15 protein-coding genes and 4 pseudogenes are annotated in these 25,994 nt (G+C 56.1%); 8 read left to right on the top strand and 11 right to left on the bottom strand.

What is annotated here, in order from left to right; genetic code table 11:
• Positions 1-16: 16 nt before the first annotated feature.
• Positions 17-1,570 (bottom strand): hypothetical protein, encoded by a 1,554-nt coding sequence (locus tag OHL11_RS07915; RefSeq protein WP_263370950.1) that lies wholly within the window; start codon positions 1,568-1,570, stop codon positions 17-19.
• Between the two features lie 714 nt (positions 1,571-2,284).
• Here OHL11_RS07915 and OHL11_RS07910 point away from each other — a divergent pair.
• Both OHL11_RS07910 and OHL11_RS07905 read left to right on the top strand, forming a co-directional pair.
• Positions 2,285-3,489 (top strand): annotated as a pseudogene (locus tag OHL11_RS07910) (IS3 family transposase).
• A gap of 482 nt (positions 3,490-3,971) precedes the next feature.
• Positions 3,972-4,145, top strand: coding sequence for a hypothetical protein (locus OHL11_RS07905; protein ID WP_263370949.1), 174 nt, complete (start codon positions 3,972-3,974; stop codon positions 4,143-4,145).
• 153 nt (positions 4,146-4,298) lie between these two features.
• Here OHL11_RS07905 and OHL11_RS07900 read toward each other — a convergent pair whose 3' ends face one another.
• From OHL11_RS07900 to OHL11_RS07880, 4 genes are all read right to left on the bottom strand, one after another.
• The gene (locus OHL11_RS07900) at positions 4,299-4,877 is read right to left on the bottom strand and encodes a hypothetical protein (protein WP_263370948.1); all 579 of its coding nucleotides are present in this window, start codon (positions 4,875-4,877) and stop codon (positions 4,299-4,301) included.
• 1,475 nt (positions 4,878-6,352) lie between these two features.
• Positions 6,353-6,697 (bottom strand): hypothetical protein, encoded by a 345-nt coding sequence (locus OHL11_RS07895; protein WP_263370947.1) that lies wholly within the window; start codon positions 6,695-6,697, stop codon positions 6,353-6,355.
• 68 nt (positions 6,698-6,765) lie between these two features.
• Positions 6,766-7,062, bottom strand: a complete 297-nt coding sequence (locus OHL11_RS07890) for a hypothetical protein (RefSeq protein ID WP_263370946.1) — start codon at positions 7,060-7,062, stop codon at positions 6,766-6,768.
• Between the two features lie 1,260 nt (positions 7,063-8,322).
• Entirely contained in the window at positions 8,323-8,541 is a 219-nt protein-coding gene (locus tag OHL11_RS07880) for an SDR family NAD(P)-dependent oxidoreductase (RefSeq protein WP_390236013.1), read from the bottom strand.
• Positions 8,542-9,346: 805 nt separating this feature from the next.
• On the opposite strand from OHL11_RS07880, the gene OHL11_RS17320 reads away from it, so the two are divergent.
• Both OHL11_RS17320 and OHL11_RS17315 read left to right on the top strand, forming a co-directional pair.
• The gene (locus OHL11_RS17320) at positions 9,347-9,490 is read left to right on the top strand and encodes a DUF6908 domain-containing protein (protein WP_390236016.1); all 144 of its coding nucleotides are present in this window, start codon (positions 9,347-9,349) and stop codon (positions 9,488-9,490) included.
• Positions 9,491-9,519: 29 nt separating this feature from the next.
• Positions 9,520-9,768 carry a hypothetical protein gene (locus tag OHL11_RS17315; protein WP_390236019.1) on the top strand — a complete coding sequence of 83 codons (249 nt, stop codon included), beginning with the start codon at positions 9,520-9,522 and terminating at the stop codon, positions 9,766-9,768.
• Positions 9,769-9,887: 119 nt separating this feature from the next.
• On the opposite strand, the gene OHL11_RS07870 is transcribed toward OHL11_RS17315, so the two are convergent.
• From OHL11_RS07870 to OHL11_RS07860, 3 genes are all read right to left on the bottom strand, one after another.
• Entirely contained in the window at positions 9,888-10,346 is a 459-nt protein-coding gene (locus tag OHL11_RS07870; protein ID WP_263370945.1) for an IS30 family transposase, read from the bottom strand.
• 714 nt (positions 10,347-11,060) lie between these two features.
• Positions 11,061-13,253, bottom strand: coding sequence for a putative bifunctional diguanylate cyclase/phosphodiesterase (locus tag OHL11_RS07865; protein ID WP_263370944.1), 2,193 nt, complete (start codon positions 13,251-13,253; stop codon positions 11,061-11,063).
• A gap of 910 nt (positions 13,254-14,163) precedes the next feature.
• On the bottom strand, positions 14,164-14,481 hold the full coding sequence (locus tag OHL11_RS07860; protein ID WP_263370943.1) for a hypothetical protein: 318 nt from the start codon (positions 14,479-14,481) through the stop codon (positions 14,164-14,166).
• A 1,503-nt stretch (positions 14,482-15,984) separates the two neighbouring features.
• Here OHL11_RS07860 and OHL11_RS07855 point away from each other — a divergent pair.
• Together OHL11_RS07855 and OHL11_RS07850 are read left to right on the top strand one after the other, a co-directional pair.
• A complete protein-coding gene (locus OHL11_RS07855) occupies positions 15,985-16,479 on the top strand; it encodes a YciE/YciF ferroxidase family protein (RefSeq protein ID WP_263370942.1) in 495 nt (164 codons plus the stop codon).
• 170 nt (positions 16,480-16,649) lie between these two features.
• Positions 16,650-17,006 (top strand): annotated as a pseudogene (locus tag OHL11_RS07850) (low affinity iron permease family protein); the annotation flags it as partial.
• A 34-nt stretch (positions 17,007-17,040) separates the two neighbouring features.
• Here the strand turns inward: OHL11_RS07850 and OHL11_RS07845 are convergent.
• Both OHL11_RS07845 and OHL11_RS07840 read right to left on the bottom strand, forming a co-directional pair.
• Positions 17,041-17,636 (bottom strand): annotated as a pseudogene (locus OHL11_RS07845) (glycoside hydrolase family 1 protein).
• Positions 17,637-17,722: 86 nt separating this feature from the next.
• Complete coding sequence (locus OHL11_RS07840; protein ID WP_263371266.1) at positions 17,723-19,111, bottom strand: Ig-like domain repeat protein; 1,389 nt, start codon at positions 19,109-19,111, stop codon at positions 17,723-17,725.
• Between the two features lie 440 nt (positions 19,112-19,551).
• Here OHL11_RS07840 and OHL11_RS17310 point away from each other — a divergent pair.
• Positions 19,552-19,726: pseudogene (locus OHL11_RS17310) on the top strand (DUF1738 domain-containing protein); the annotation flags it as partial.
• A 292-nt stretch (positions 19,727-20,018) separates the two neighbouring features.
• Here OHL11_RS17310 and OHL11_RS07830 read toward each other — a convergent pair.
• On the bottom strand, positions 20,019-22,079 hold the full coding sequence (locus OHL11_RS07830; protein ID WP_263370941.1) for a winged helix-turn-helix domain-containing protein: 2,061 nt from the start codon (positions 22,077-22,079) through the stop codon (positions 20,019-20,021).
• A 305-nt stretch (positions 22,080-22,384) separates the two neighbouring features.
• Between OHL11_RS07830 and OHL11_RS07825 the strand changes: the two genes are divergently transcribed.
• On the top strand, positions 22,385-25,957 hold the full coding sequence (locus tag OHL11_RS07825; RefSeq protein ID WP_263370940.1) for an Ig-like domain repeat protein: 3,573 nt from the start codon (positions 22,385-22,387) through the stop codon (positions 25,955-25,957).
• The last annotated feature ends 37 nt before the right edge of the window (positions 25,958-25,994 follow it).

Genomic DNA, 25,994 nt, shown 5'->3' with positions numbered 1-25,994 from the left:
CGTCATTTGCAAAGCTTCAGGCCGGTATGACGGCTCCACAGACACGTCGGAGCGCACCGAACTTGTTTGGCTCGATTTGTACCTCATGCGCCTCGCGATGAGAGCCTTGCCTCAACCACAGGCTATCGTTTCGATTCTGTAGGTTGCCGCAAATCAGCCCCTTGCTCTGTTCGAGTACGTAGGTTTGCTCAGCGGAAGCGCGATACTTGGAATCCAAGAGCTGAATGACATTGGTCGGAGTGGGCTCTAAGGCTAACCACGATCCTGGTCGAATCGGGTTGGGGAGAGTGTCAGCGGCGTGAAGATGGCTCACGCGCATGACATCTTTTTGGAGCTCGCTTGGACGAGGGAATTTCAAGGCGAACAGTGATCCATACTCAAGCATCTCTCGCTGGCGTTCATGCCAAACCTCGGCAGGCTCCGGCATCTGAGCCCGCGTTCGGGATGCAGGCATTTCTGCGGCTGTTGATGCCGCTAGTAATTGCTCCAGAGATAGGCGGCCAGCATCGCGGAGGCCAGAAGCCCCGAGACGCAACAAGTCACTGAATCGAGCTAAGCTTTCGAGCGAGAGCTGGATGAGCCCATCCACATGAGGCTGTGAATCGGTCGGACGTCGATATCGTCGGCGGCTTCGATCACTTAGCGATCCTCGTAGCTGCTGGGCCAGCGCTTCTTGGATTCGTTTTTCCGTCTTACGATCACGCACGAACCTTCGATGTTTCGTTGACAGTAAACTCCAACGGGTCGCATGTTCCCACGGCAGAATCAGATCTGCTGTTCCTTGATAGGTCCATAGGCCACGAGGCGAATCCGTCTTTTGCGTCGGGAGTGCGACCGCGTAACTGCGAACGCGGCCAGCGATGCGAACTCCGCTTGGGTAGGAGAATATTTCCGGCCCACGATAGGGATGGTTGTCTCCTAGGAGCTGAAGACGTCCATGCGTTGCGACACATCGGCTAAAGCGGTAACCGTTAGCGAACTGGAGCAGATAGATGGCTCGAGGATTTGGCCGCAGTCGCTCTTGCTCGGTCGTCGGCTCCACGAGAGCGGTCGAGCCAGGAGGAAGGCTCGAGCCTAAACTGTCTTCTCTCCCCACACGCACGTAGAACGCTCCAACGTGGCGCCAGCCAGATCGATCTAGTGATCGAATCGGAATGTTGCGTTGCCAACGCAATACAAGCTTGTCGAGCATTGCATTCTTCTCGAATGCCTCAGCCGATGCAAGCACTAGCGGCAGTTCGACAGGTTGATCACGTTGGAACACGTAGGACTCGATCACGTGGGTCCTATCACCATTGATGGCGTCATCCACGTCGCGCAAGGAGTCAAGATCATAGCCGAATAGACGATAGACGCCGTCCTTCGTGAGAGGCATAATGGATCCCAGTTCATCCATCATCTGAACCATTGCGCGTCCATCGGTTCGGCGAAGATTACTAATGAGATCTTTGAGCTTCTGTTCGTTCCGCATCCACTGCTCGCTGGCACTCGATAGACGCTGTTCGCGTACAAACGAACGTACCTGTTCGATCCGCGCGATGATTTCCTCGGTTGTTGTCTGTGTGTACACAGAAAGAGATTCTCCTTGTGATCGCAACACGGAGGTACACCATTGGACATCGAGTGAACAGGGCGCAGGTCACGGATACCTGTTTTATATCGCGAGGCTATCAGAGCCGAGCATTGTTACGAAGATCGACGATTTGCTGAAACGATGCAACACGCTAAAACAACACCGGCCTCGTGCCCTGCGTCGGGGATATCACAAGTTCGCCTCTTTGCATCAGTCTCACACTCAGCGGGCTGCAATGGACGTTCGCGTTAGGTGTTGTGACCGCAATCTCGCTAACGTCTTATCGTGCACAGAGATTCCGAATTGTCGCTGAATCGAACAACCTGATTTCTCCATAGGCTTTCGCGCTGTACAGCGCCACGTCGGCGTGTCGCAGGATTTCATCGACACTGTCCTCCCCTTCTCTTACGAGTCGGCTGGTCATCAGGAACGGTCGCTGACGGGAAGAGCGTTTATCAGGACTGTAGGTCTGGGAGTGGCACAATGGTCGTTATGTCACCCGCTCATCTGCACCAAACCGTTTGGGGAGTGGTCGCTGCGCTAGCTCTGACAGCTCTTCTTTTTCATTGTAGACAGGCTATGCAAATTCTTAGGGCGGGACGAACCGTCAGAAGGTTCTGGTTCCCCGTTTACCTTTGCATCGCATTCGTGGTCTGCCCGGCGAAATTTGTACCAGGGTGAGTGATAGAGACTGGTTACAAGGAGCTGGACATGCCGAGGGGCAAGAAGCATAGTGCGGAGCAGGTGGTGAACCTTCTTCGGCAGATTGAGGTGGCTGTCGCGAACCGGAAGACGACGGTTCAGGCATGCAAAGAGGCGTCGATCACGGAGCAGACGTACTACCGTTGGCGCGAGGAGTACCGTGGGTTGCAGGTGGACCAGGCGAAGCGGCTGAAGGAGCTTGAGTCAGAGAACGCGAAGGAGAAGCGTCTGGTGGCGAATCTGAGCCTCGACAATCTTGTGTTGAAGGACTTCGCCTCGGAAAACTTCTAAGCCCGGCGCGTCGGCGTCAAGCCGTGGATCATGCACAGCAGATGCATGGTCTGGACGAACGGCGAGCGTGCCGGTTGGCGAAGCAGCCACGCGGCACGCAGCGCTATCGGCCGACGCAACGGGCGGAGGAAGACGAACTGACGCTTGCGATCGTCACACTGGCCGGCCAGTATGGCCGGTATGGGTATCGACGTATCACGGCGTTGCTGGTGCGAGCGGGCTGGAAGGTTGGCAAGGACCGCGTGGAGCGCATCTGGCGACGCGAGGGCCTGAAGGTTTCGCAGAAGCAGAAGTCGCGTGGCAGGTTGTGGCTCAACGATGGCTCGTGCAGGCGGCTTCGGCCGACGCATGCCAACCATGTATGGAGTTACGACTTCGTCAGCGTGCGCACGCATGACGGCCGCATGGCGCGTGCGTTGAACCTGATCGACGAGCACACGCGCGAGGCGCTGCTGGTGCGTGTGGAACGCAGGTAGTCGTGCGCGTTGGTCATCGCTGCGCTGGCCGATGTGATGGTCATGAAGGGAGTTCCCGAGCATCTACATTCAGACAATGGCCCTGAGTTCGTCGCGCACGACCTGCGCAAGTGGCTACGAGATTCAGGTGCGAAGACAGCCTACATCGAACCCGGTTCCCCATGGGAGAACGGCTACTGCGAGAGCTTCAACTCGAAGATGCGGGGTGAGTTCCTCAACGGGGAGATCTTCTACTCGATCAAGGAACTGCGCGTGCTTGCCGAACGCTGGCGCGAGCACTACAACACCGTCAGACCGCACTCCTCGCTGGGCTACAGACCGCCAGCGCCAGAGGCATGGCTGACTGAAAACGCTCGGCGGTTGGGGGAGCCGTTCGCTTCGCTCACGCCTCCCCCACTCGCCATATCCTGCATCGATCCGAACCCGGAGATCGGTGCGCTACACTAACAGTCCAACTGGTACAACACATCGGTCAGGCCACTAAGAGAGTTCTTCGCAATTCAGTCGGGAGTATTCCCGCATGTTCTCGATGTCCTTGCTGGAAGGCGGCTGAGTGCGACCTTGTCTTATCTGGGCTGACTTCCAATATCGGCACGATGCTGACGATAACCTTCTCACGCCGAAACAGGCGGGAGAGCCCACTTCCTATGCTCATGTGACCTCGCGCAGGCATACGGAAAACGCAGCGCGGCTGACGCTAGTCGCGCGCTGCGTATAACTTGCCTCCATTTTCTCATATTAGTCGCCCGTCGATCGGTACGGCAACAATAGGAACCTTTCTCCAGGAGGCCCCGTAGCCGTATCGACACCGAGCCCACCACGTGCCGCGTCCACGAGCGTAAGAGCGGCGTTCCCGCTCCGATTCCCAGCGAAGCATCTCGCTGATCGGTACACTGCGACGCTGCACAAGCACCAGCACCGTCGAAGACGTGGAGCTGCTGCTGCAGTGCAAGCGCGCAACCGTCTACAAGCAAATTAAGCAGGGAAAGATTCCGATCGTTGAGTCGGACTTTGACCTGCTCCGGATCGATCCCAAGGCATGGGTGCTGAAGCTCGAAGCGCCGAACAAGCACAATCCGCTCATCGTGAAGAAGGCCGCTTAGTGTCACTCTCGCCGCGCTTGAACAGGAGTGAAGAAGCAAACCGAGTCACCTCACGCGCAGCGGGAGAGTCATCGGCCGAGACGCATGAAAGCTTCACCGATCAATCTTCGAGTGCCGTGTCTCCGGAAAAAAAGCGATGACTTAGCGTCATCTTCAATCATGAACTGTTGGCACATCGGGAATCCTGCTGATCTCAGTCTGAAGCAAAGTCTCGAAATCTGGATCGAGACGCCATTGCTTCAATGTGTAGAGAATCAAGAGCGAGTCCGCTGGCCGGTCGCCGATCCATCGGAAGTCACCACTGACATGGAAGTCGCCCCGAACGGAGTGCTTCGTCGAGGGAGCTTCTACGAAGTAGTAGAGCATTGCACAGCGCCTCGTGGAGCGAGGATCAAGATAGGCGTGAAAACGGCACTCGACGCCGTCAACCGAAGCTTTTGCGCTAATGAATGGGCGACACCAGCGATGCAACACTGGTTCGGACAGTGTCTCAACGACCCAGTCATCTGGAAATTGTTTCTGGTGTCCGAAATCGATGACCTTCGCGCGCCCACCTCCCGGATCGTCGTTGACGTGTCGACGGTAGTCATACGCCGACATCGTCAGTTGCTTGCCCAGCTCACGTCCACTTCCAACCTTCCAACCGAACCGCTTACCTTCGCCCGTCGGTCGCGACAGTGCAACGTAGATGAACGCCAGGAATATGATCGTGTAGAGACCAAGCTCGATCATCGTTTAACGCTCGCCCCCCAGCAGACAAACATCATTATCGCCGCAATGGTCGCACCGCCGATCGCGATTGCGTAAGCGCCGATCGTTCGGCGGCGTATATGTAGTCGCAACTCCGGTTTCTCGGCTCAACGCAGTCCATCGTTTCCACCGCACGTCTGCGAGACCGATGTCCCGCGGCGAATTGCGGTTTTCCTGAAGAGGTATGCGCCTATCTTAGCCGCGCTGAGTGTTGTTCGCGCCGCTCCGTCGTCGATTAGCGACCGGCTTTGTGAACTAAATGCTGGGCGCTGGGGCGTGTTGCCAAACTACGCAGCTCCGCGACCGCATAGGACTCCTATCCGCCGCATCGATGCCACAGACCATGCAGTGAGCACTCCCTCCAGCGAGAAGTGCGGGATTGACATATCGCGTCAGCCACTCAGGCAGAAATCCGACAATCGATCATTGATATCAACCAGGATGAGCGCACTTGCGGCCTCCTGCAGCCTTACACTGCGGACATGTTTCTTCGCGGCTTGATGGAACTCAGGAAACATGATCACGTCGCCGTCGAAGCGAATGATCCAGCGCGGTTGAAAGCGTGGATCGCGACGCTCGAGGCAGAGCTGAAGAAGCCTGCGCAGATGGACAACAAACGAGGAGATCGCGAAGATTCAAGAGAAGCTCCAGGAACTGTTGAATGAGGCGACGGCTGCAGCCGGTCGCAAAGCAGAGAGGTTGGTGAAGCTGGACCGTGCGGCCGAGCTCGTCAGTGAATTGGCGAAGCTACTGGGCGCGCCGATCGACTTGCCGTCACCCCGTCCTCCCATTGCCGCCGTGCAGCCTCCCTTACTCTCGCATGTGAAGCGGGAATCGCCCGCCGTGTCTGTTTGTATGCGTGTACTCACTGGCAACGCGCTGAAGGTCGCAGCCATTTGCCGCGGCCTACGGACTGAAAGGGAAGGGCATAGAGAAGAAAATGCTCACGGACCTCTCTGGCCCCTCGATGGGCGGATCCTTTGCTGCAAGCTTGGAGCAGGTCCAATCGATCATCTGTTTAGTTAAGGCGTCACTCTTGTTCCGAGATTTGATCGCCGCAATAGCGTCGCAGAGCGCATGACATGCCCCTGCTGGTTCTGTGCCATCAACCGATAGACGCTGACCTGCATCCAACCGCTCAAGCTAGCAGTTGAACGTGCAGGGGGCGCGGTGCGGATCATCATCCAGTTTCAATTTGAAGACGAAACCACAGCGGCGGCAACAACAGGTGTACAGGGAGATGTGACGGATTTCCTCCTGCCGTGCAGCGGAGACATAGTTCGTCATTGCTATGAGGACGGAAGACCCTTCGTTGGCCAGGTCATCGCGCGGACGTTGAGCTACGATGTTCCGAGTGGTATTGGTGTGCCAGGTTTGATTATGGTCACTGCTCTGCTTCGGAAGATCGAGCTGTCTAGGCTAGTCGATCCTCCGCAACCCGACACTCTCCCAGTTTTTTAGCTTTCGCCGTCTTGTCCGAGTCTGCGCAGAATCGGACAAGACGTGGCTTCCGACATCCGGCGATGCGGCTCATCCCCGTACGCAAGCACCTCGAACTCGTGGATCTGCACGCCGTATGGATGCTTGAGAACCTCGAACACGAAGCATTTGTAGAGTCCGGGCAATAGAGTTGTGGTGGTAGAAGCGGAGTAACAGATGCCGTACTCGCTCGGCACTCGATGAAACGGACCTTGAGGGAGTCGGTCGAGACAGCTTTCAATCAATTTCAGATCCAGCTCGTTCCATCCAACTCTACGAACCAAGCGAATCTCGGGAAGGTACACCGGGAATTCGAGTGCCATTCCCTCAAGATACACCGACGCCGTGGGTCGAATCTGTCGGCTGACAGAGGCAGCCCGTGCTCAAGCGATCAGCTTGTCCGGCGCAGTTCCAGCCGGACTGTGATGCGGCTGCCTAGTATGTCCACGACTCGATCCATTACCTGGTGGGTTGGTGCCCCTCCAATCGCGTCAGAATACCATTCGTCTACAAACGGAATGGCACCATATCGTGCGGCCGGGATCAAAAGCTCCTGCGTCGGGTCGCCATCGGTGAAGATGAGAGTCAGCAGGATGTCGTTCGGTTCAGATGAAACGTTGGTTTGCGCTTGCATTCGTGCCCCTGCGTTGAACTCATCACACGCGTTGATTTCTCGGCTATTCTTCATTGCTGTGAGAGGAGAGTAAGGCCGTAGACCCTCCATCAGTTTACTGATTTTTTTTGCCAGCTCAAAGCGCGTATCTTTCCACGATTCACTTTCATCGCTTGAACTTAAGCGCCGCTACCTGAGTGATGTCTATATATGTAGCATCGTCACTCCCGTGTCGGCGATACTTCGAAGCGCTTGCTCGATGCCTTGCCGGTCTTCTTTGCAGGGAATCGCGCGGCGCTTCTCTATAAACTCGAGCGCGTCATCTGCGGGTGCAAAGCGCAGTTTGGCAGGGACGCGGTCTGGCAGCATGATGGATGCGGCTCATTCGCCCTCTGGCCGCTTCTTATAGCGCATATCGCAGGCGTGCCGGCCGCGCATGACCTTACTGCGGCGCATCCCCGACGCTTTCAGCTTGACGTAGTCCTCGCCGCTGATTGGACGCTAATCTCGCCTTCGTCCGCTTCGAGATTCAGAGGTAGTTGAAATGCATATCCTCCTCGCCTGTGTTTCTTTTGGTGTCGTATGCCTTGCGGGAATATTCCGTTAGTGGCGTACTATCTATATGAGCCTTCCAACGGTCAACGAGCTGGGCTTCGGGGTAGTGGATCACATACCCCATGCGTATCGTGCCCATCTGACCCTGAAGCATGTTCATCAAGTCTGAGCTCTCGAAGCTTAGCTGCTGGCCAGATTGGCTATGTACTGAGCGGTCTTTTCACGGGGGCAGATCCCTAGCCACGAACTCGGGCCCGTTGTCTGATCGAAGATGTTCCGGTACTCTCTCCAGCGCCATGACATCGGGCACAACTCCGATCACAACCGCAGAAGACCAGAGCGTTCCGTACGGATCAGCAGCACTCGCGCGTAGACTCGTCGATCAGGTTCAGGATGCGCGCACTGCGCCCATCGTGCGTGCGTGCGTGCGCTCACGAAGTCGTAGCTCGAGAGAATCGCTTGTAGGGCATCTTGACACGATGAATCCCGCGACTTCTCCGAGGATAATCTTTTCAAAACCTACGCCTGAAATCACCAGTCCACATCTGGTTCTGCAAATCCAAGCTGACTTCCCGCTATAAAACAACTCGATCCGGCCTTCATGTAGCTTCTCCCAGGCCGCAGCGCCGTGAGGACGCTACATTATTAGGCCGCCGTTCACCTCGATGCGCTGCCCATTGACCCAGCCGTTCTCGTCAGACAGCAACGCAGCGATTGCGGGTCCATTGTCGTCTGGCCCAGCCACACAACCGAGAGCCGTATGATTAGCGACTAGCTTGTTCACTCGGGATTGTTGCGCACGATGCCCCCGCTGATGTCCGTTGCAACCACACCCGGCGCGATGACATTGACCGTAATGCGGCGCTGGCCAAGCTCCGTCGCCACGTGTTGTGAAAGCACGTCAATGGCTCCCCTCATCGAGGCATATGCTGCTCCACCACGACTCGAAAGGCGAGTGCGGGTGGTCGAAATATTGACAATCCGGCCGCCATCTTTCATTAGAGGCAGCAGCGTTTGCGTCAGGAACAGGACGCCCTTGGAATGACGTTGTGGATGCTATCCATCTCTTCTTCGGTGACACTCCCCAGGGGGCATGTTGCGATGATTGTTCCCCGCGTTGTTCACCAGGGAGTCAAAGCGCTTCGCCCTATTTCGGCAAGCACCTCGCGCACACTTTGAGCGAAGGTCTCGAACCTGCCGACTTCCCCTGTGTCGAGAGGCAGAGCAGAAGCCTGAACGCCAAATGACTTCGTTTCATCGACGACAGCATCAGATTCCTCGCGACGACTGTGATACGTAAAGATCACGTTCACTCCGCGACGGACTAGACTTTCAACGGTGCTGCGACCGATGCCGTTGAGACAGTCGCGACAGAAGTGGGCTACGAAAGTGCCCTACAGTTCAGCCGCGAGTTGCGCGGATGTTTGGCCGCCCGCCACGCCGTGACGTGCGTGCGTTGGCTGAATTTGTGAGCGGATCCTTCTAACAGCGACGGGCAAGTCCCGATGAACGCTGTTCTTGCCATCTGTTTCCGGGTGATGTATGAACAAACAGCACGTCCACTCGCCTTTTTGACAAACGCTAAAGCGTGGAGTTCCCCATTGAGCTCTGTTAGGCAAGCGGAAATCGGATTCCGTCAAGGAAGCGTTTGTTGTCGGCAACGATGTCGCGCTGGTGACAGGCTCCGCGTCTTCCGATTACATCCAGCTTGACCACGGCAACGGATCCTTGCTGCCTTGTAGCCGTCCGTAGCGAATCAGGAAGACGCTCCAGCCACAGAAGCAGAGCTTGCGTGGGTGGCGGCATGAAGACCGTTCTGGAGCTTATCAGGAAGGCCGGGGGATGGCATCCCGGCCTGTACTTTAAGATAACGAACGAATCGTACATGGCCCTTGTCATCGAGCCCCCGACGAGTCCGGCCCTTGCGGACCTCCGACCGTCTCTGTAGCCCACTACGGTGAACAGAATAGCGACTTGATGCGTGACCCAAAGACGTGTTTCGAGCCTGGCTTTGCGGGAGGCGCACACCTGAATCCGTTCTACTGGAGAAATGACCTTGTAGGGGGCAAACAATGGGCCGTTTTATTCAGAAGGGCACTTACTGCTTCCACCCTCAACTGCGCGAACAGCACGAGAGCCTTGCTAGGCTTTGGGACACGACCATGCCGCGTAGAGGTTCGTGGAGGCTTTCACGGACAAGCGCATTCGGGGTTAGCTCTCACTTAGGGGCGGCAAACCTGCCGTCCACTTTCACGCTGCAAAAACGCGCGGGGAAAGAACCCTTGCAGGTCTCTCCCCCCTCATCAGCTGGACTCCGCCCATATAGGTGGTCAGTGCAACAGGACTTAGAAGGAGAGATTGGAAAAGACTTCCAGCGGTGTTCTGAAGGCTAGCACGGCACGTGGCCGGTTGTTCAGAAGCTCTTCCACTCTGAGCACTTCGTCATCGGAGATTGTGGTGAAGTCTGTGGACTTTGGGGAGTAGTCGCGGACAAGTCGGTTGGTGTGCTCGTTGAGCGCGCGCTCCCAAGCGTGATACGGCTTGGCGAAGAATGTCTCTGCGTGCAGAGCAGTACCGAAGGCTTTGTGCCGCGCGAACTCAGCTCCGTTGTCCCTGGTCAGAGTAAGAACTTCGTCGATGACTTTGGAGAGGCGTGCTTCGATGACGTTTGCCACAACATCGGATTTTGCCTCCTGAACAAGAGCGAGACGAACGAACTTCGATCCGCGTTCCACCATGCTGACCAACGCCCCTTTGTGCTGGTTGCCCATGATGGTGTCGAGTTCCCAGTCGCCGACACGCAACTTTCTTCCACGATGACGGGCCGCTGGTCGATGTCCACGCGCCCGCAAATAGGCCCCTTTCTATTGCTTCTATTACGTATAAAGTCGAGCCTTGCGCCGAAGCGACGATAGCGGCCGCCGCCGCGACTGGCACAAGCGCTGTCTGCAATGTTTGAGCCATCCACCTATCTGTTTCCGGACTCCAGCCCAGGCGCAGCTTCTCTTCTACGAAGGCGACCACGGCGGGTGTCAGCTTCGCCGCCCGCCGCCGCCGTTGCCTTTCTCGTTGACGCCTCTCCGCGCAGTCCTGCGCCAGATGGTAGTAATACTTTCCGTCCACTTTGTTCCGCCGCTCCCGCCCAGCAGTGGAGCGATGAACCTTCAGCTCGCGGGCGATCTCCGCGTCGGAAATGCCCGTTTCGTGAGAACTTGAATCTGTATCCGATCGTCGATATCCAAGTGTTGATATGCTGTTAAATGTACCTCCAGTGGCTTAAGCCACTGGAGGTACATTTAACCCCAATTCCTTAGCTTCTTCCCACCTTGTTGCAATATCAACTTGAACAGGCGACACAAATCGTCTGCACACCTTCTACACAGCCAAGAATAGTCGATTCAAGTCACCAATCCAGTGGGTACGAGTGAAATACGTTCAGGAGTTCAAGAAGAGCACACGTCACCGTACGCAGGACGTGAGACGTCTTGAGCATTCCCCAGTTCTTCAGATCCCTTTTGCTAGTCAGAAAAAACCGGCCAAACCTGAGGGGCAAAACTAGAGATTGCTCGCTTCGTGATGAAGTGCTCTTCGAACTCTGAGGCGGCGAGAGGTTTACCAAAGAAAAAGCCTTGTACCTCTTCACAGCCTTTCTTGCGTAACCGAGCACACTGTTCTTCGGTCTCTACGCCCTCTGCAATCACCGCCAGACCAAAGCTGCGCCCTAGATGCAGAATTGCGCGTACGATCGCGGCGTCTTCGGCAGAGGTACAGATTCCCTGGATAAAACTACGGTCAATTTTGAGACGTGTGAGTGGGTAGCGCTTTAGCATACTAAGGGAAGCGTATCCGGTGCCATAGTCATCGAAGGTGATACCTACCCCCTCTTTGTGAAGTTCGCGCAGCGGAGCTAACATCACATCGTCGTGGCGGAGGATGATGTTCTCGGTGATCTCCAGTTCTAATGCGGTGGGAGCAAGTCCCTCCTTCGCTAGAACAGCACGAACCTTCTCTGCAAGGTCTCCCGTTCGAAATTGAGCACCAAAAAGATTGACGCCTATTCGAAAATCAGGAGCAGCATTCTTACGCCACAGCGCTGTCTGCGCACACGCCTCTTGCAGTATCCAATCGCCTACTTGGGCAGCGAGCAAGCCAGATTCCAGCGCAGGCATAAACGCTCCCGGCAGAAGCAATCCCTGCTCAGGATGCCTCCATCGCAGCAATGCTTCCGCTCCAACAAGCGCACCATCGGCTAAACGTATCTGAGGCTGATAAAAGACCTCAAACTCTTCCTTGTCTAAAGCTCTCCGCAACTCTGCTTCATACGCCCGACGATTCAGGGCTGCTTGCCGCAGCGATGGAGTGTAAATACGGCGGCAATGCTTTCCTTCGGATTTTGCAAGATAGAGAGCGAGGTCGGCATTGGAGAGCAGTTCGTGAACGCTGGCGCTGTTCAGCGGCCACGAGGCAACGCCGGCGCTGGCACCGACATGAACTTGTTCTCCCTCAAGAAAAAATGGTTCTGTGAGTGCAAGAATTGCTGCGTCTGCCACAGCAGAGGCGGCCCCTTCAACTTCCGGAAGAAGCAGAGCGAACTCGTCTCCTCCCATACGGGCCACCGTGTCGATTGGGCGAACACAAGTGAGTAGACGTTGTGCAACTTGCCGAAGCAACTCATCCCCGGCGGAGTGTCCCAGCGTATCGTTCACATGCTTGAAGCCGTCAAGGTCAAGAGCAATGACTGACACTGGCGTCGAAGCCGCTGCCGCCTGCACCATGCGGTTCCTAAAAACCATGCGGTTTGGGAGGTTGGTGAGGGAATCCAAATGAGCTAGACGAAAGAGTCGGTCTTCGTTGGAGCGTCGTTCCGTGATATCACGGACAATCGCCCCATAGCTGATCATCTCGCCGTCACGCCATGTCGAGAGAGAGAGTTCCGTAAGAAACTCAGACCCATCCTGACGGCGAGCTTTCAGTTCCACAGTCTTACCGATCCAATCAAGCGGTGTTTCGTTCTCGTTTTCTTTGACGCAGTCTTCGGCGCGACGATGCCGCAAGGGATACGGCAATATGGTTTCTATCTGCCGTCCATTCATCTCTTCTGCCGTGTAGCCGAAGAGACGGATCGCGGCATGGTTCCAGAATGAGATGGCTCCTTTTTCGTCAGTGCAAATGATCCCGTCGGGTGAGGTGGCGGCAATCTGTTCAAAGCGCAGTTGGCTTGCGCGTCGAGCTACGTTGAGGCGGCGAAGCTCCATTCTGTCGAGCACTAAGGCCGCAAGATCTTTGAGATTGCGCTGATCGCTTTCACTGAAACTATTATGTGGTTTGGTATCGATGATGCACAGCGATCCGAGCCCGAAGCCCAATGGCGAAACCAGCGGAGCACCGGCATAGAAACGAATCTTCGGTTCATCCGTGACGAGGGGATTGTCGAAAAAACGCGGATCCAGCGCAGCATCCAGAACGATCAGAACATCACTTTGCTCGAGCGCATGCGCGCAGAAGGATACGCTGCGATCGGTTTCGCACGCATTGAGGCCCACCTTGGCGGGAAAAATCTGGCGTTCGCGCTCCACCAGCGAGATAAGGACCGTCGGCACCTCGAAGAGATTCGCCACCAGATCGACGATTCTGTTGAGTTCGACTCCCATGCTGTCAGCGGTGACATCGTACTCGCCGAGAGCTGCCAGTCGGTTATCTTCTTCGGGCAAAAGAGGAGGAAGCCGCATAATGGAGCGAAGTATAGGCCGCTGCTCCCTAGGACTTCAATACTCCTTAGGAGGCACAGGCACTCAAGGATTCCTTACTGTCAATTGAATCGGACGTTTTGTGCGTATGGCTGCCAAACACAAGCTAACGAATCTGACGGAGGATACCCCCTCGGAAGACATGCGATCTCCCGTTCAAGACCAGACATGCAGTCAAGAGAACCGGACTATCTCGGGAACATAACGCCTAAGGCGCCAGAAGCGTTATCGTTTGCGTTTGATTGGTGGAAGGTTGATCGCTCATTCGTTAGAGACATGGCGCGCTCCTGTAAACGGGCGATTCTGGCTAGACCGACTACAGCCTTAGCGCACACATTGGACCTACGAGCAGTTGCGAGAAGTTTCAGAATAGAGGGCGTTTGGATCTGCTAAAGCGGATGAGATGTAACACAAGATAGGTAAATCTGTTTTCTAAACCATTACCTGCTGCGGAGATGGAGATGCATCTTGTGTAATTCTTCTAAAGAACGCACATTCTGAAGAGAGGACGAACTATACCCCGGACCTAATGGCGCCGATGATCGCCATACCTGCAACCCGGTTGTCCGATGATTTCGCTTGCCGACACTCTCGATCCTAGTTTCGCGCGGCATCAATTCAGGAAGGTATGGGCGCACCAGAGGAATTACCAGGTCAGTTCCGTGCCGGATTCATGCCCTTTCTCGGAGGAACGGAGCTGGGGCTTCGGCGAGGGAGGCGTGGTGATAGTAAACTTACGAACACTCTTGCAGAATACGAGAAATAAACTCCGGGCTGGGCGATCACCGCGTAGAATCGGTCAAGGCGGCGTGATCCCGGCGCTGCGCATAGAGTGCACTGCAGAAAGAGGGTATGGTTTGGACTTTGGGGCTTTTCACAGCGCACAGGATTGCAGAGCTGGGTGGGGAAAAAGGCTCAGCGCTACGATCACGGGAATCAAAGACGCGATCCGATGGAAGCTCGCCTCAGGGCTACGCAACTGAACGGAAAGTTGCATCTTGAGAGGAATCCTCAGAACGAATACTCGTGTGACAATCAAGGTGTCAATGCTGACGGAAATCAGCTTGGTTTCTTCCCGATTGGCTAGTCCGTCGTGTTGCCGAATCGACAGAGGATGGAGGAAAGGTATGTGGTTTTGTCCAGCCACGCTTCGGTCTGGTGTTTCCATCATCGCCGGGGTTGCATTCGCCATGAAAAACTCTTTCTGTGCAGGCGCTCGCGACAGACTAGAGGTTCGCAGCGATGTCGACGATTGGTTCTGGGCCAAACTGAGCGTTAAAAAAGGCGTCGAGTGTCAAGGCCTCCTCGGATTGCTCGAACCCGGCGATTCGCTCGAGATGCAGGTAGCAGGTGGAAGGGTGAGGCTCCTTTCGCGAGGCGTCGAGATTGCGACTCTCTGCAAGAGCCAGAGCAAGCTTATGAGGGCGGGGTTTGATGACGGCCGAACCTACGATGCAAGAATATTCGAAGTACGGGAACGCTCATGGTGGTGCGGAAGTGAGCCCGTCGTCGCGATTTTGCTAGCTGAAAGCTAACAGACGACGACTCATCAGGCGAAAGGTGAATCACAAGGCCTATGGAGCGCTTTTGTACCCCGACGCTGGAGGCCCGCCCTGCTCCAGCCCACGGCGTCACGGAGCTGAGGAACAGTCACCATGGCCGACGGAGAGGCACTGGTAGAGTGGCTCCGGGACTCGCTCACTTCTTTATCGTCCATTGGTGCGACTATCGCAGGGTTCATAGCGACGGAAGAAGTGATAATAGCGCTTCACGCGGACGGCGCCATGAATCACAGGTGATAATGCTCGATGAGCAAGAGTTCCACATCCACGAACCGTGCCCTCTGCAGTCTCACCGTTTAAGGGACAAATTGGAGGTACGAGCTTCTACATACGTCGTGGCCAGCAGCTACTTCTTCACGACTCTGATTATTGGAAGACCTATGCCATCTCACGATACTACTATGTCCCTCCAGTCTCCTTCGATTGCGTGAGTGTGCGGGTAAAGGGGGCTTCAGCAAGGCCGAGTAAGTTCTGGTGCTGGATTTACAAGCCTGGGCCCTGCCGATGCTGGAGCGTGGCTTCTCGATCGTCGACTTCGGCGCTCGTCGGGTAGGGAATCTCAAGAACGCTGAGCTACCAGTTGCGAAATGATGTCTGCGTACCTGGATTCATTATGGTCACCGCCTACTGCGTAGGGTTGAAGAGGCCTAGTTGAACGATTTTCCGCAGGTTTGAAATCTCTGCCTACATTTTGGCGGGCGGACGAGTTTTGACAGGCACATTGCCGACACATTGAAGTAATTCTTGAGATGGCAGGATGCCCTGCGTCGCAGCTTATGACGGCTGGTACGATCGATGCGCCTACATCGTTTCAAACGGACTATCTGCTCTCCGCTGTGCTGATGCCCCGTATGAGCGTAGATCGCGATGATGAGCAAGATGTTCCCGGCCGCGCGGGACTGTGGTCCTCGGTCTAGGCTCGAATCTAGACATCCTGGACGGATATCGGCAAGGCTTCGTATTTCAGTTGGTTGCCGGGCCGATTCACACGCTTGATCCTGAGAGAGGACCAGCCCGTTACTCCGCCAGCCCATCGCAAGACGGATCACCATGGTTATCGCGATATTGGACAACTTACCTCAACCCTTTGACATCTGAATGGGTGTTAAAAAATTATTTGAAAAAGGTGAGCCATGAGCATTGAAACCATGCAGGAGCTTCTGATTGATGAATTGAAAGACCTATATTCGGCAGAGAAGCAGATCGTTCGAGTGCTACCAAAGCTCGCCAAAGCAGCATCTACGCCAGAACTGCAGGAAACGATCCTGAATCATCTGGAAGAGACCAAGGGACAAGTCGCTCGGCTCGAACAGATTGGCGAGCTCCTAGGCAAGAAGATGACTGGCAAGACTTGCGTCGGAATGAAAGGTGTCTTGGAGGAAGGCTCGGAGGTCCTTGAAGATACCGAAAAGGGTCTGGTTCGTGATGCCGCACTGATCTCGGCATCCCAACGCGTCGAACACTATGAAATGGCCGGGTACGGATCTGCCCGTGAGTTCGCCAAGATCCTTGGACTCGGTGACGTCGCATCCCTTCTCGATGCAACGCTTGCTGAGGAGAAGAATGCGGATAAAAAGCTGAGCATCGTTTCTAAGCAAGTAAACGCTGCAGCAAAACGAGCTAGCTAGCAAACATCTGTATTAACCGTTGCGGGAGCCTGCGGGCTCCCGTTTTTGCGCAATCGAAAGGTCGAACTGCGTGCCGAATAAGCCAACCGAGAAACCGCAAAAAGATCCAGTCGCACGCGTAGCAACAGAGATACAGGGTTAGTCCAGAGGGGGATGCTTTCGGTAAATTTGCGTCCTCAGCTTCAGGGTGGCTTGGATCGAAGTGGGCATTTGTGGGAGCGATGCTTGTCATTGTGATGTGGGCTGCCACTGGGTTGCTCTTCCGCTACTCCGACACTTGGCAACTGGTGATTAATACCGGCACGACGATCGTGACCTTCCTGATGGTGTTTCTCATTCAGAACACACACAACCGAGACGCACGAGCGATCAACCTCAAGCTGAATGAGCTTATCTATTCCACCGAGGCGGCTGGGGATCAGATGATGGACATCGAGTCATTGAGCGACGAGGAATTGGATGTGATGCACAAGCGTTATGAACGTATTCGCGCCGAATGCATCGCCCGTGAAGGTCGCTCCAAGTGATGAATCCAGAACAATACGGCTCGACTCGAACGAGTCACAGCATCCATGCGCCACGCCGGACAGCTTTGAACGCGATGGCCCACGGCATATTGAACGGTGCCCAAACGGTGATGCGGTCACCCAGGTGCTTCGCCAGGATGCCGGCATAGTCCGCGAAGTAGCCAGCCAGCTCACGATTCGGCCAGCCGCCACGGTCTTCCAACGCCTGCGGAAGATCCCAGTGGTACATCGTGCACCACGGGCGGATCCCGGCTTCAGAAGCGTATCCACAAAACGACTGTAGTGGTCGATCCCGCGCATGTTCGGAGCGCCTATCCCCGTGGGCTGGATGCGAGGCCAGGATATGGAGAAGCGGTAGCTCTTGATGTTCAGGCTCTTCGCCAGAGCGATATCCTGCGCGTAGCGGTGGTCTTGGTCGCAAGCAACATCACCCGTCACGCCGCCTCGAACCTTCCCAGGAATATGCGTGAACCGATCCCATATCGATTCGCCCTTGCCATCTTCGTTCCACGCGCCTTCGTTCTGGTAGGAGGCAGTGGCAACACCCCAGAGAAACCCGTCGGGAAATCGGGCAGCGTTGATCCTCGCATCAGATATAGCGCCGGGAACGGAGAGAGCGGACGTTTGCATGGCCGCATAAGTCCGCTCTGACGAAAGGGCAACACCAGCACCCGCAAGAACGGGTGCCGTGCCCCTTCAAGTGCTTGCTACAAGGCTTACTTGAGCGGAAGGTAGATGCTGAAAGAAGCTGCATAGCCCGCGCTTGCGGATCCACTCAAACTCAAGAGAGTTGTCCCGCCCTCAGAGGTATAAATCGAGTCACCCGCGTTCGTCACCGAGTTCTTGCCTTCGCTTGAATATGGCGAAACAGTAGTATCGAGGGTATCTACGAATGTCTGATCGAAAAAGAGCTGCGCCGTATTCGTGCTTCCGTCCGATGAGGAATCATAGGTTGAACGGAAGCGGATGTGAATGTGTGTAGTGCGACCTGTGTACCAGCCAGGCAAGACGCTGTTGAAAGTCACCTTCCCCGTGGAATCGGTCAATTGGTACCCCCGAAGCCAACTCTGGCTCGTGTAGTCGGCGCCATTGCCATTTGTCGAGCTCTTGATACCCGAATAGACGCCTGCTGCGTTGCAATGCCAGATGTCAATCTGTACATTCTGCATGGCAGCGCAGCTGTTCTTAGCGTCGTACACGTAAAGCGTAAGCGCGAGCGGAACACCCGACTGCGTGTTCGTTCCTGCGATGTCGGAGGTTATCGTGGAACGGTTATAGCCAGACGCACTGTCCGTCACCCAGTACGGTCCTTCGGTCACGGCGGGGATGGTGGTGGTGCTGCAAGAAGACGTTGTGGTCGTCGTGACGGCGATTGACACAGCGCTGGAGGTGCTTCCCGCGTACGTGGTATCGCCGGCGTAAACCGCCGTAATTGACTCTGTACCTGCTGAGCTGAAGCTGGTTGTGATCGTCGCATTACCGGAACTGAGCGTTCCCGTACCGATGGAAGTCGTGCCGTTGTAGAAAGTGACCGTGCCCGTCGCTGCGGTGGAAGTGACTCGCGCTGTCAAGGTAACCGAGGTACCAACTGTCGTTTGAGTCGTTGAGGTGCTGAGAGCGATGATCGTTGCTATTGTTCCTACTGTGGCTGCGATAATAGTCAAAGTTACGGCTGACGACGTGCTGGTTGAATAGTTGCTGTCGCCTGTGTATACGGCTGTCAACGAAACCGTCTGCGCACTGCTGAAGCTGGTTGTGAGCGCGGCGACGCCCGACGAGATCGTCACGCTGCCCAGTGACGTAGAGCCGTTATAGAAGGTGACGGAGCCCGTTGCAGCGGATGGAGCGACCATCGCAGTCAGCGTGACGGAGGTGCCAATAGTTACGGACGTGGATGAAACACCGAGTGATGTCGCCGTGGAAGTCTTGGTTGCGCCGCTTGCAGTCGTATTCGTCCCGTCGCCGCATCCGGCCACTGTTATCAGCGCTCCAGCGCCAAAAATGCGAAGTGCTGCGCGTCGATCCAGCGGTGGGCACCAATCCTTCTCGTCAGGCTTTCTATCCTTCCTATCTGGTATCAACTTCAGCAATATTTCAGGCCGCATGAGGTTCCTCCAACGGGGCGTTTGTCTGTCTGTAAATGACACAGACGCGGATTCGCCCGTGGCGGACTACATAACCATTTTCTGTGGCACCAGATGGGTCAAACGGGCTCAGCGAGGGGAGTTTCGTAACAGTCTCGTTCCTCCCATAAGGGCCGCCCTGTAAATCCTGTTCGCTAACCCGCACGTATGCGGAAACCAGATTTTTCCTAAGGGTCTTCCGTCGCGCGCTCCAAGGCCATTCGCCCTGCGGGTTTTGGCTCCCCACGCTACGCGCGATCCCCCCAAGAGTTTCGCTGGAAGACCTTTCCGTTTGGTATCCCGCCCTCTCCAGGAGAGGCGTTCGGCATGTACATGCCGTGTTTCAACGCGGAAGTGCAACAGCCAAACCCCAGGAGCAAACACCCTGAATACCGTAGACCCCATCAACAAGATCACGGCGACCCGGCGAGAACGTGGAGCTTCTGGCCGCGTTTCTCAAGGACAAGCATCCAGCTTGTCTATAACCCCCACATTGCGCCAGCCATGGCCATCCTGCCCGGGCAGTCGAAGGCTGAAGAGTTTTCGACGCGGGCACACGAAACTGCCCACGAACTCCTGCATAAGGCGGAACGCCGTTACTTGTCCCGTTTCATCAAGGAATGCTGCAACGCGGTATCTAGAGGGCTTTTAATTTCTCGGCTCCATCTTGGGCAGCGGAGCTATGCGATCTGCGCGCTGCCTATGGCGAGATCCATGTAGCCAGCAATCGGATGATAACGGGCCGGTTCCGATCGAGAATCCCTCGTGGCAGTATCTCGCCCCATATATGGCGGTCTTCCTTAGATTTGCAGGCAGTGCGTCGGGCGGTACCTGAGCTCATTTAGAACTTGGTCGAGAAGATTTGCAGCGAACATCCAACCGCATGTCCCTAGCGCTCCGTTTGGGCATTGACAGCAACGACGGGCAATCCAACGTGTTGTAATAGGCCAACAAAGCGAGGGTCGGAATGCAATGGGGTAAACGCCGGATCGACTGCCATTGTGATGGAGGCAGGGTCGTGCCGGCCCACCATGGAGGAGAGTACATCCATGGCTCGATCGGGTTCTTGAGCGTACATATCCCACTCTGCCTGTTCCATTGTCTTATCGTGATAGTTGTGACCCGATTTGGTGTTCAAGCCTGCGAGGCGCACTTTCGAGTAGGCCGTGGAACCACTCTTCGCAAATGCCTGCTGCCCGGCCTTTTCTAAGGCGATGCGATCAGGGTCGTTGGCAAGATGCGCCATCCTTTGCCATTCCGCGATGGCTTCCGAATAGCGTTTTGCATACCACAAAGCCCATGCCTGTTGGTCCGCTGCAATAGGCCATTGCGGGGTCAGCTCCACCATTTTTCGCGCTGCCGTGAGCATCAACGCATTCTTCCCGGCATTGGCCGCGACAAAGGCGGCTGCCTGATATACGGGTGGCCAGAATGGGTCGTCGCGTTCCGCGAGCTTGATTTGTTGCAAGCTTTCGCTGGCTTTGCCCTCAATCGAAAGCAGCGTCGCCAGCCAGATGTGATACCCCGCTTCACCGGAATCGAGGTCTACCGCAAGCCGCAATTCACGCTCTGCGGTGACGCTGTCCCAGTCTTGCGATTGCGAAACGCAGCCGAGGATCGCATGCGCTTGCGCTGAGCTTTGGTCGAGGCTGAGAGCTTTATTCGCCAGATGCTTCGCCATATCAAAACCGTTGGGTATCTCTCCTCGGTCCGCGAAGATCAGGTAGACGTTTGCCATACCGGCGAAGGAGCCGGCAAACTTCGGGTCGAGTTCGGCGGCGCGCTGAAAGAGTGCCATGGCGCGGTTCAGCGAATTGTCCGTGCGCGCCTGTAGATAATGCCGCCCATCCAGATATGCTTCGTACGCTTCAGGGTTAGCGGTACGCCGTTGAACCCGCAGAAGGGCCCCCGGTTTTCCCCCGAGTGTTGTGTACACCGCATATTGAACTCGGTCACGAAGCGTATGAAGCTGCCGTATATCGCCGGCGAAGCTCAGGGCGGCAATGTGGCTATTGTCATTCGCGCGGACGACCTCCACGTGAAGAAGGCACTCCTGCCCATGCACTTCCAGCCTTCCCAGAAGGATCGCGTCCAGGTCCGCGGTGGAAGCGAGAGCCATCATGCTGGCATTGTCTCGCGGGGCGCTGGTGAAGCTGTGCGCAGCGCGTACCTCGAGTCCGGGAACTTGACCAAGGGAATCGGAAAGGTCATAGCGCAGGTTCTCTGCCACAGCCTTGGCGTCATCATTGTTGGTTTCGAACGGCACCATGGCAACACGGACCGGGTTCGTGACGCTCGCGGTCACCTCGTGATACCAGCGATGCCGCACATAGAATGCTGTTGTCAGCACAAGAATGCAGAGGATCGTTCCCAGCGAAGTATACTTCCAATAGTTTGACGGTATGTTCCTGGTCTGGACGAGCGAAGGCGGCTTATCGTCGCCGCGTTCGGGACGGGCCTGGTCTGGCACGGTCTCACCCAAGACACCTGCCGGGCCTACCGAAGACGCCGGAGTGGCGATGCCTGACAGGTCGGCCTTAGCGGGCTCCGAAGCTACCTGGAAGGTCAGAGTCGTCACTGCCACAGCCGGTTCCGTGCGTACCTCGGCACAAAATCGGTACCCATGTCTTGGAACGGTTTCGATGAATCTACTGGAACGTGAGTCGTCTCCCAGAGCCTTGCGGATTTGGGAAATAGCTTTATTGATGGCGTGCTCGTAGTCGAAAAATGCGACATCAGACCATAGCTGCTGCCGAAGCTGCTCACGCGTGACGAGGCGTCCCGGTGGAGTGAGCAAGATGGCCAGGACACGAGCACTCTGCTCTTGCAGCGGGAATTTGTTGCCTTTACGCCTGAACTCCAGAGACTCGAGATCCAGCGAGTAAATAGAGAAGGTGACGATTCGGCTCGTTTTCTTGACGTCGAGGGACCCCTCGCTCCAGTCCTCCATGAAAGTGATCCGATTTTAGCATGAGGGACCCGAAACAGGACCGAAGCAAACCCCGAATGAAGACTCTTCGCTTAAAGGAGGAAGGCGTCTAATTTATTCATTTATATAGAGTTGATAGGGGATGTCGATCTTGTCGAGAAAGGATGTCGAGGGCATTGATCGGACGGCGTCCTTGTCACAAGCTTGCAAAAGTCGAGCCCCTAACATACTTGGATTGCAGAGCTCTGGTTCTGCGGATACAAGACCATAAAGTTTCCCGGCATGTCCTCGGGAGACGGGGAAGGCCTTACCACCAGGAGATGACGATGGCAATGGCTTCAAAATTCCTCATCCGGTTCGCGCAAACAGCGTTGCTGGTCAACCTAGTCGCCCCGGCATTTGCACAGGCAACTGCCCGTGCCGTACCGCAGATCACCCACGCAGTCGATGAACTGCAACGGGTCACGATCGCTGGCGGGCTTAACCCGCAAGTGGCTAACGCGGCGGATCAGGGAGCAATCGACGAAGCGACTCCCCTGAACAACGTCATCCTGATGCTAAAGCGGACGGACGCACAGGAAAAAGCGTTGCAGGCTTTCATGGCCGCTCAGCAGGATCCGGCCTCTCCCGAATTTCACCATTGGTTGACCCCCGAAGAGTTCGGCAAGCAATTTGGCGTCGCCGATCAGGATGTGGCCGCGATCACTTCCTGGCTCACGAATCATGGCCTCACGGTCAATTCGGTGGCGAACAGCCGCCTTTCGATCACATTTTCGGGCACCGCGGGTCAGCTTAAGAATACGTTCGGCGCTGAGATGCATCGCTATCTCGCTTCAGACGGCGTTGCCCATCGCGCGGTCAACAATGAACTCTCCGTCCCCGCCGCGCTGCAGCCGGTCATTTCGGGAATTGCCAGCCTGAGCGACTTCCGGTCGAAGGCGATGCATAGGACTGTGGGCGTCGTTACCCGGAATCGTTCTACGGGGATCACCAGGTTCACCTCGCCAGCGTCTGCATTGCGCGATGTACAGGACGGAACGAAAGCGGTCACACCTCAGCTCACGAGCTCCGGCAACCCGGAGTATCTCGTAGCGCCTGCTGATTTCGCGACGATGTACAACCTTAAGCCCCTCTGGGATGCAGGGATAGACGGGACAGGCCAGACGATAGCAATCGTCGCCAAGAGCGATGTGCTTACCTCGGACGTCGATAATTTCCGGTCCATCTTCGGGCTTCCGGCCACCAAGCTCAACCATATCTATGCGGATGGCCAGAACCCCGGACTTGCCAGCTCGGAAGTAGAAGCCGTTCTCGATGTCGAGTGGTCCGGCGCCGTGGCGAAGAATGCAACGATCGACCTGGTGGTGGCGAATGATACCGTAACCACCGATGGCATCGTGCTTTCTTCGGAGTACATCATCGACCACAACCTTGCCCCCATCCTCAGCATGAGCTGGGGCCAATGCGAGCTGGGCTTGGGGACTTCTGGAAATCAATACGTAAGCGCGCTGTGGCAGCAGGCCGCGGCTCAGGGCATCAGCGTAATCGTGGCCGCCGGTGACGCCGGTTCGGATGTTTGCGACCAGGGCGCCACCTATTCCCACTACGGCCTTTCCGTAAATGGATTTGCCTCGACTCCTTATGACGTAGCCATCGGCGGCACCGATCTCAACGTTAGTTACACCAACCCGACACAGTACTGGAATAGCACGAATGACTCGGCGACATTCGCGTCCGCGAAGTCCTATATCCCCGAGGTGCCGTGGAACGATAGCTGCGCCAATCCGCTTGTTCTCGCCACGCTCCAGACATTAGGCTCCACGGATACCACCACGGCAGCTGTTTGCAACGACTCGAAGTACTACAGCAGCTTCCACGCTGTGGAGGGCGGCAGCGGCGGAGCAAGCAACTGTGCCGTGGGCACGTATGTTTCCTCTTCGAACTTCAGCTGCACCTCGGGTGTTCCCAAGCCCGCATGGCAGAAGGGCGTCCCCGGAATCCCGAGCGACAACGTTCGCGACATTCCTGACGTGTCTTTGTTCGCCGGTGCCGGATTATGGGAAAGCGCGTATGCCATCTGCGAATCGGATGAATCGCCTGACGGTACGTGCGACTTCACCAATCCAACCGATGTCGCGTATCTCGCCGCTGGCGGTACTTCTTTTGGCACTCCGGCCTTTGCAGGCATTATGGCGCTGATCAACCAGAAGCAGAATTCCACTCAGGGCAATCCGAATTCAGTCCTGTATCAGCTTGCGGCCACACAGTACAACAACCCGGCGACAGCCTCCTCGTGCACCGCTGAAAATGCGGCAACGGGAAACTCCTGCATCTTCTATGACACGACGAAAGCCAATAACGCTGTCCCTTGCTACAAGGGATCGAAGGACTGCGTCACCGTCGGCAGCAATAGCTATGGAATCCTTTCCGGCTGGGACGCAGGTGCTGGCTATGATCTCGCAACCGGCCTTGGCAGTCTCAATATCGCGAACCTCGTCAACAACTGGTCGTCTGTAACGACAGGAACCATCGCGACAACCACTGTCATCGCATTGTCCCAAACGACGATCGATTACGGATCGGCTGTTAGCGGAACCATCACGGTGACCGGAGCGTCCGGAACTCCCACAGGAGATAGTTCTGTGCTCACCGATGGATATGCGAGCGGACCGTACACTCTTGCTGCCGGTACTGCCTCCTTCTCTGCTGACGAACTGACCGCCGGGACACACTCCGTCACGGCCCGTTATGCAGGTGACGGAACATACATCGCGAGCGTTTCCGCTCCCGTCTCCATTGTCGTCAACCAGGCACCTACGACCCTCGCCATGGCGCTGAGCCGTACTTCGGCAACCAGCGGCGATTACGTCACGGTATCCTCCACCATCGGTACAAGCGTCACAAGCACATCGCCTACCGGTACCGTAACGTTCACGGATACGACCACCGGCGCAGTTCTTGGCACGGCCACCGCACAGCCATCCTTTGACGCCGCCGGACATACGACAGCGGTAGCCGGGTACACGTTCGGCTCAAGTCTGCTCAAGGATGGAGTGAACTCCATTACGGCAAGCTACACGGGCGATACCAACTATGTCGGGTCGACGTCCGCAGCGGTCAATATTACCTTTGTTGCCGCCTTCACTCTCACGACAGCACAATCGCAGTTGATCGTGCCGACGAGCAGCTCGGCTTCCATCCTCCTGAATCTCACTCCTTCAGGCTCCGCACTGACATCGCCGGTTCAATTCTCCTGTGCATCTACTCTGCCGTCGTTCCTGTCCTGCAGCTTCAGCCCTGCAGTTCTGCCGATTGGCACCGGTGCAACGACAACCACGCTTACGCTCTATGCCGCGCCCACACAGGCTTCCACCGGCATTCACAGAAATTTCGGATCGACTGGATCGGGGATTGCTCTGGCAGGGTTAGCGCTTTGCCTCGGCCTGGGATTCAGGAAGCGCTCAAAGACAATTTCGGTTTTCGCCGGAATGGCTATGACGTTGAGCTTCCTTACTTTTTCCGGATGCGCGGGTAAATCATCTCCCACAGCTTCTTCGATAACGCTCACAGCAAGCTCCCCGACCGTTGCGTACGGCTCAGCGGAGACGTTTACCGCAACCGTTTCCAACGCGAATGCTACAGGGCAGATCGCGTTCGTCGATGGAACCAAAGAGCTGGCGACGCAGTCGCTGAGCGGAGGCTTAGCCACCTATACCACCTCCAAGCTGGGGATTGGCGTGCACAACGTAACAGCCGTGTATTCAGGAGACAGCAAGTACGCGACCGCTACGTCAGCCGCTGCTTCGGCGGCCGTCACCTACAGCATGACTTTGCCCGTCCTGGCCACGGACAACAACGGAAACAGCATCACGTTGAACATTCCGGTGGTGGTGAAATGAGCGCCACTCCTGGTTTGCAGCCGATGCGTGCAGGGAG

Source organism: Granulicella cerasi, assembly GCF_025685575.1.
Classification (GTDB): Bacteria; Acidobacteriota; Terriglobia; order Terriglobales; family Acidobacteriaceae; genus Granulicella; species Granulicella cerasi.
The sequence above is the reverse complement of the archived record's forward strand: the minus strand, read 5'-3'. Positions and strand labels throughout refer to the sequence as shown.

Excerpts from the sequence above, each read along its gene's own strand:
- OHL11_RS07900 (WP_263370948.1), bottom strand. The coding sequence starts at position 4,877 with ATGATCGAGCTTGGTCTCTACACGATCATATTCCTGGCGTTCATCTAC.
- OHL11_RS07895 (WP_263370947.1), bottom strand. The coding sequence starts at position 6,697 with ATGGCACTCGAATTCCCGGTGTACCTTCCCGAGATTCGCTTGGTTCGT.
- OHL11_RS07890 (WP_263370946.1), bottom strand. The coding sequence starts at position 7,062 with ATGAAGAATAGCCGAGAAATCAACGCGTGTGATGAGTTCAACGCAGGG.
- OHL11_RS07880 (WP_390236013.1), bottom strand. The coding sequence starts at position 8,541 with ATGAAAGATGGCGGCCGGATTGTCAATATTTCGACCACCCGCACTCGC.
- OHL11_RS17320 (WP_390236016.1), top strand. The coding sequence starts at position 9,347 with ATGAAGACCGTTCTGGAGCTTATCAGGAAGGCCGGGGGATGGCATCCC.
- OHL11_RS17315 (WP_390236019.1), top strand. The coding sequence starts at position 9,520 with ATGCGTGACCCAAAGACGTGTTTCGAGCCTGGCTTTGCGGGAGGCGCA.
- OHL11_RS07860 (WP_263370943.1), bottom strand. The coding sequence starts at position 14,481 with ATGGCGAATGCAACCCCGGCGATGATGGAAACACCAGACCGAAGCGTG.
- OHL11_RS07855 (WP_263370942.1), top strand. The coding sequence starts at position 15,985 with ATGAGCATTGAAACCATGCAGGAGCTTCTGATTGATGAATTGAAAGAC.
- OHL11_RS07840 (WP_263371266.1), bottom strand. The coding sequence starts at position 19,111 with ATGCGGCCTGAAATATTGCTGAAGTTGATACCAGATAGGAAGGATAGA.
- OHL11_RS07830 (WP_263370941.1), bottom strand. The coding sequence starts at position 22,079 with ATGGAGGACTGGAGCGAGGGGTCCCTCGACGTCAAGAAAACGAGCCGA.
- OHL11_RS07825 (WP_263370940.1), top strand. The coding sequence starts at position 22,385 with ATGGCAATGGCTTCAAAATTCCTCATCCGGTTCGCGCAAACAGCGTTG.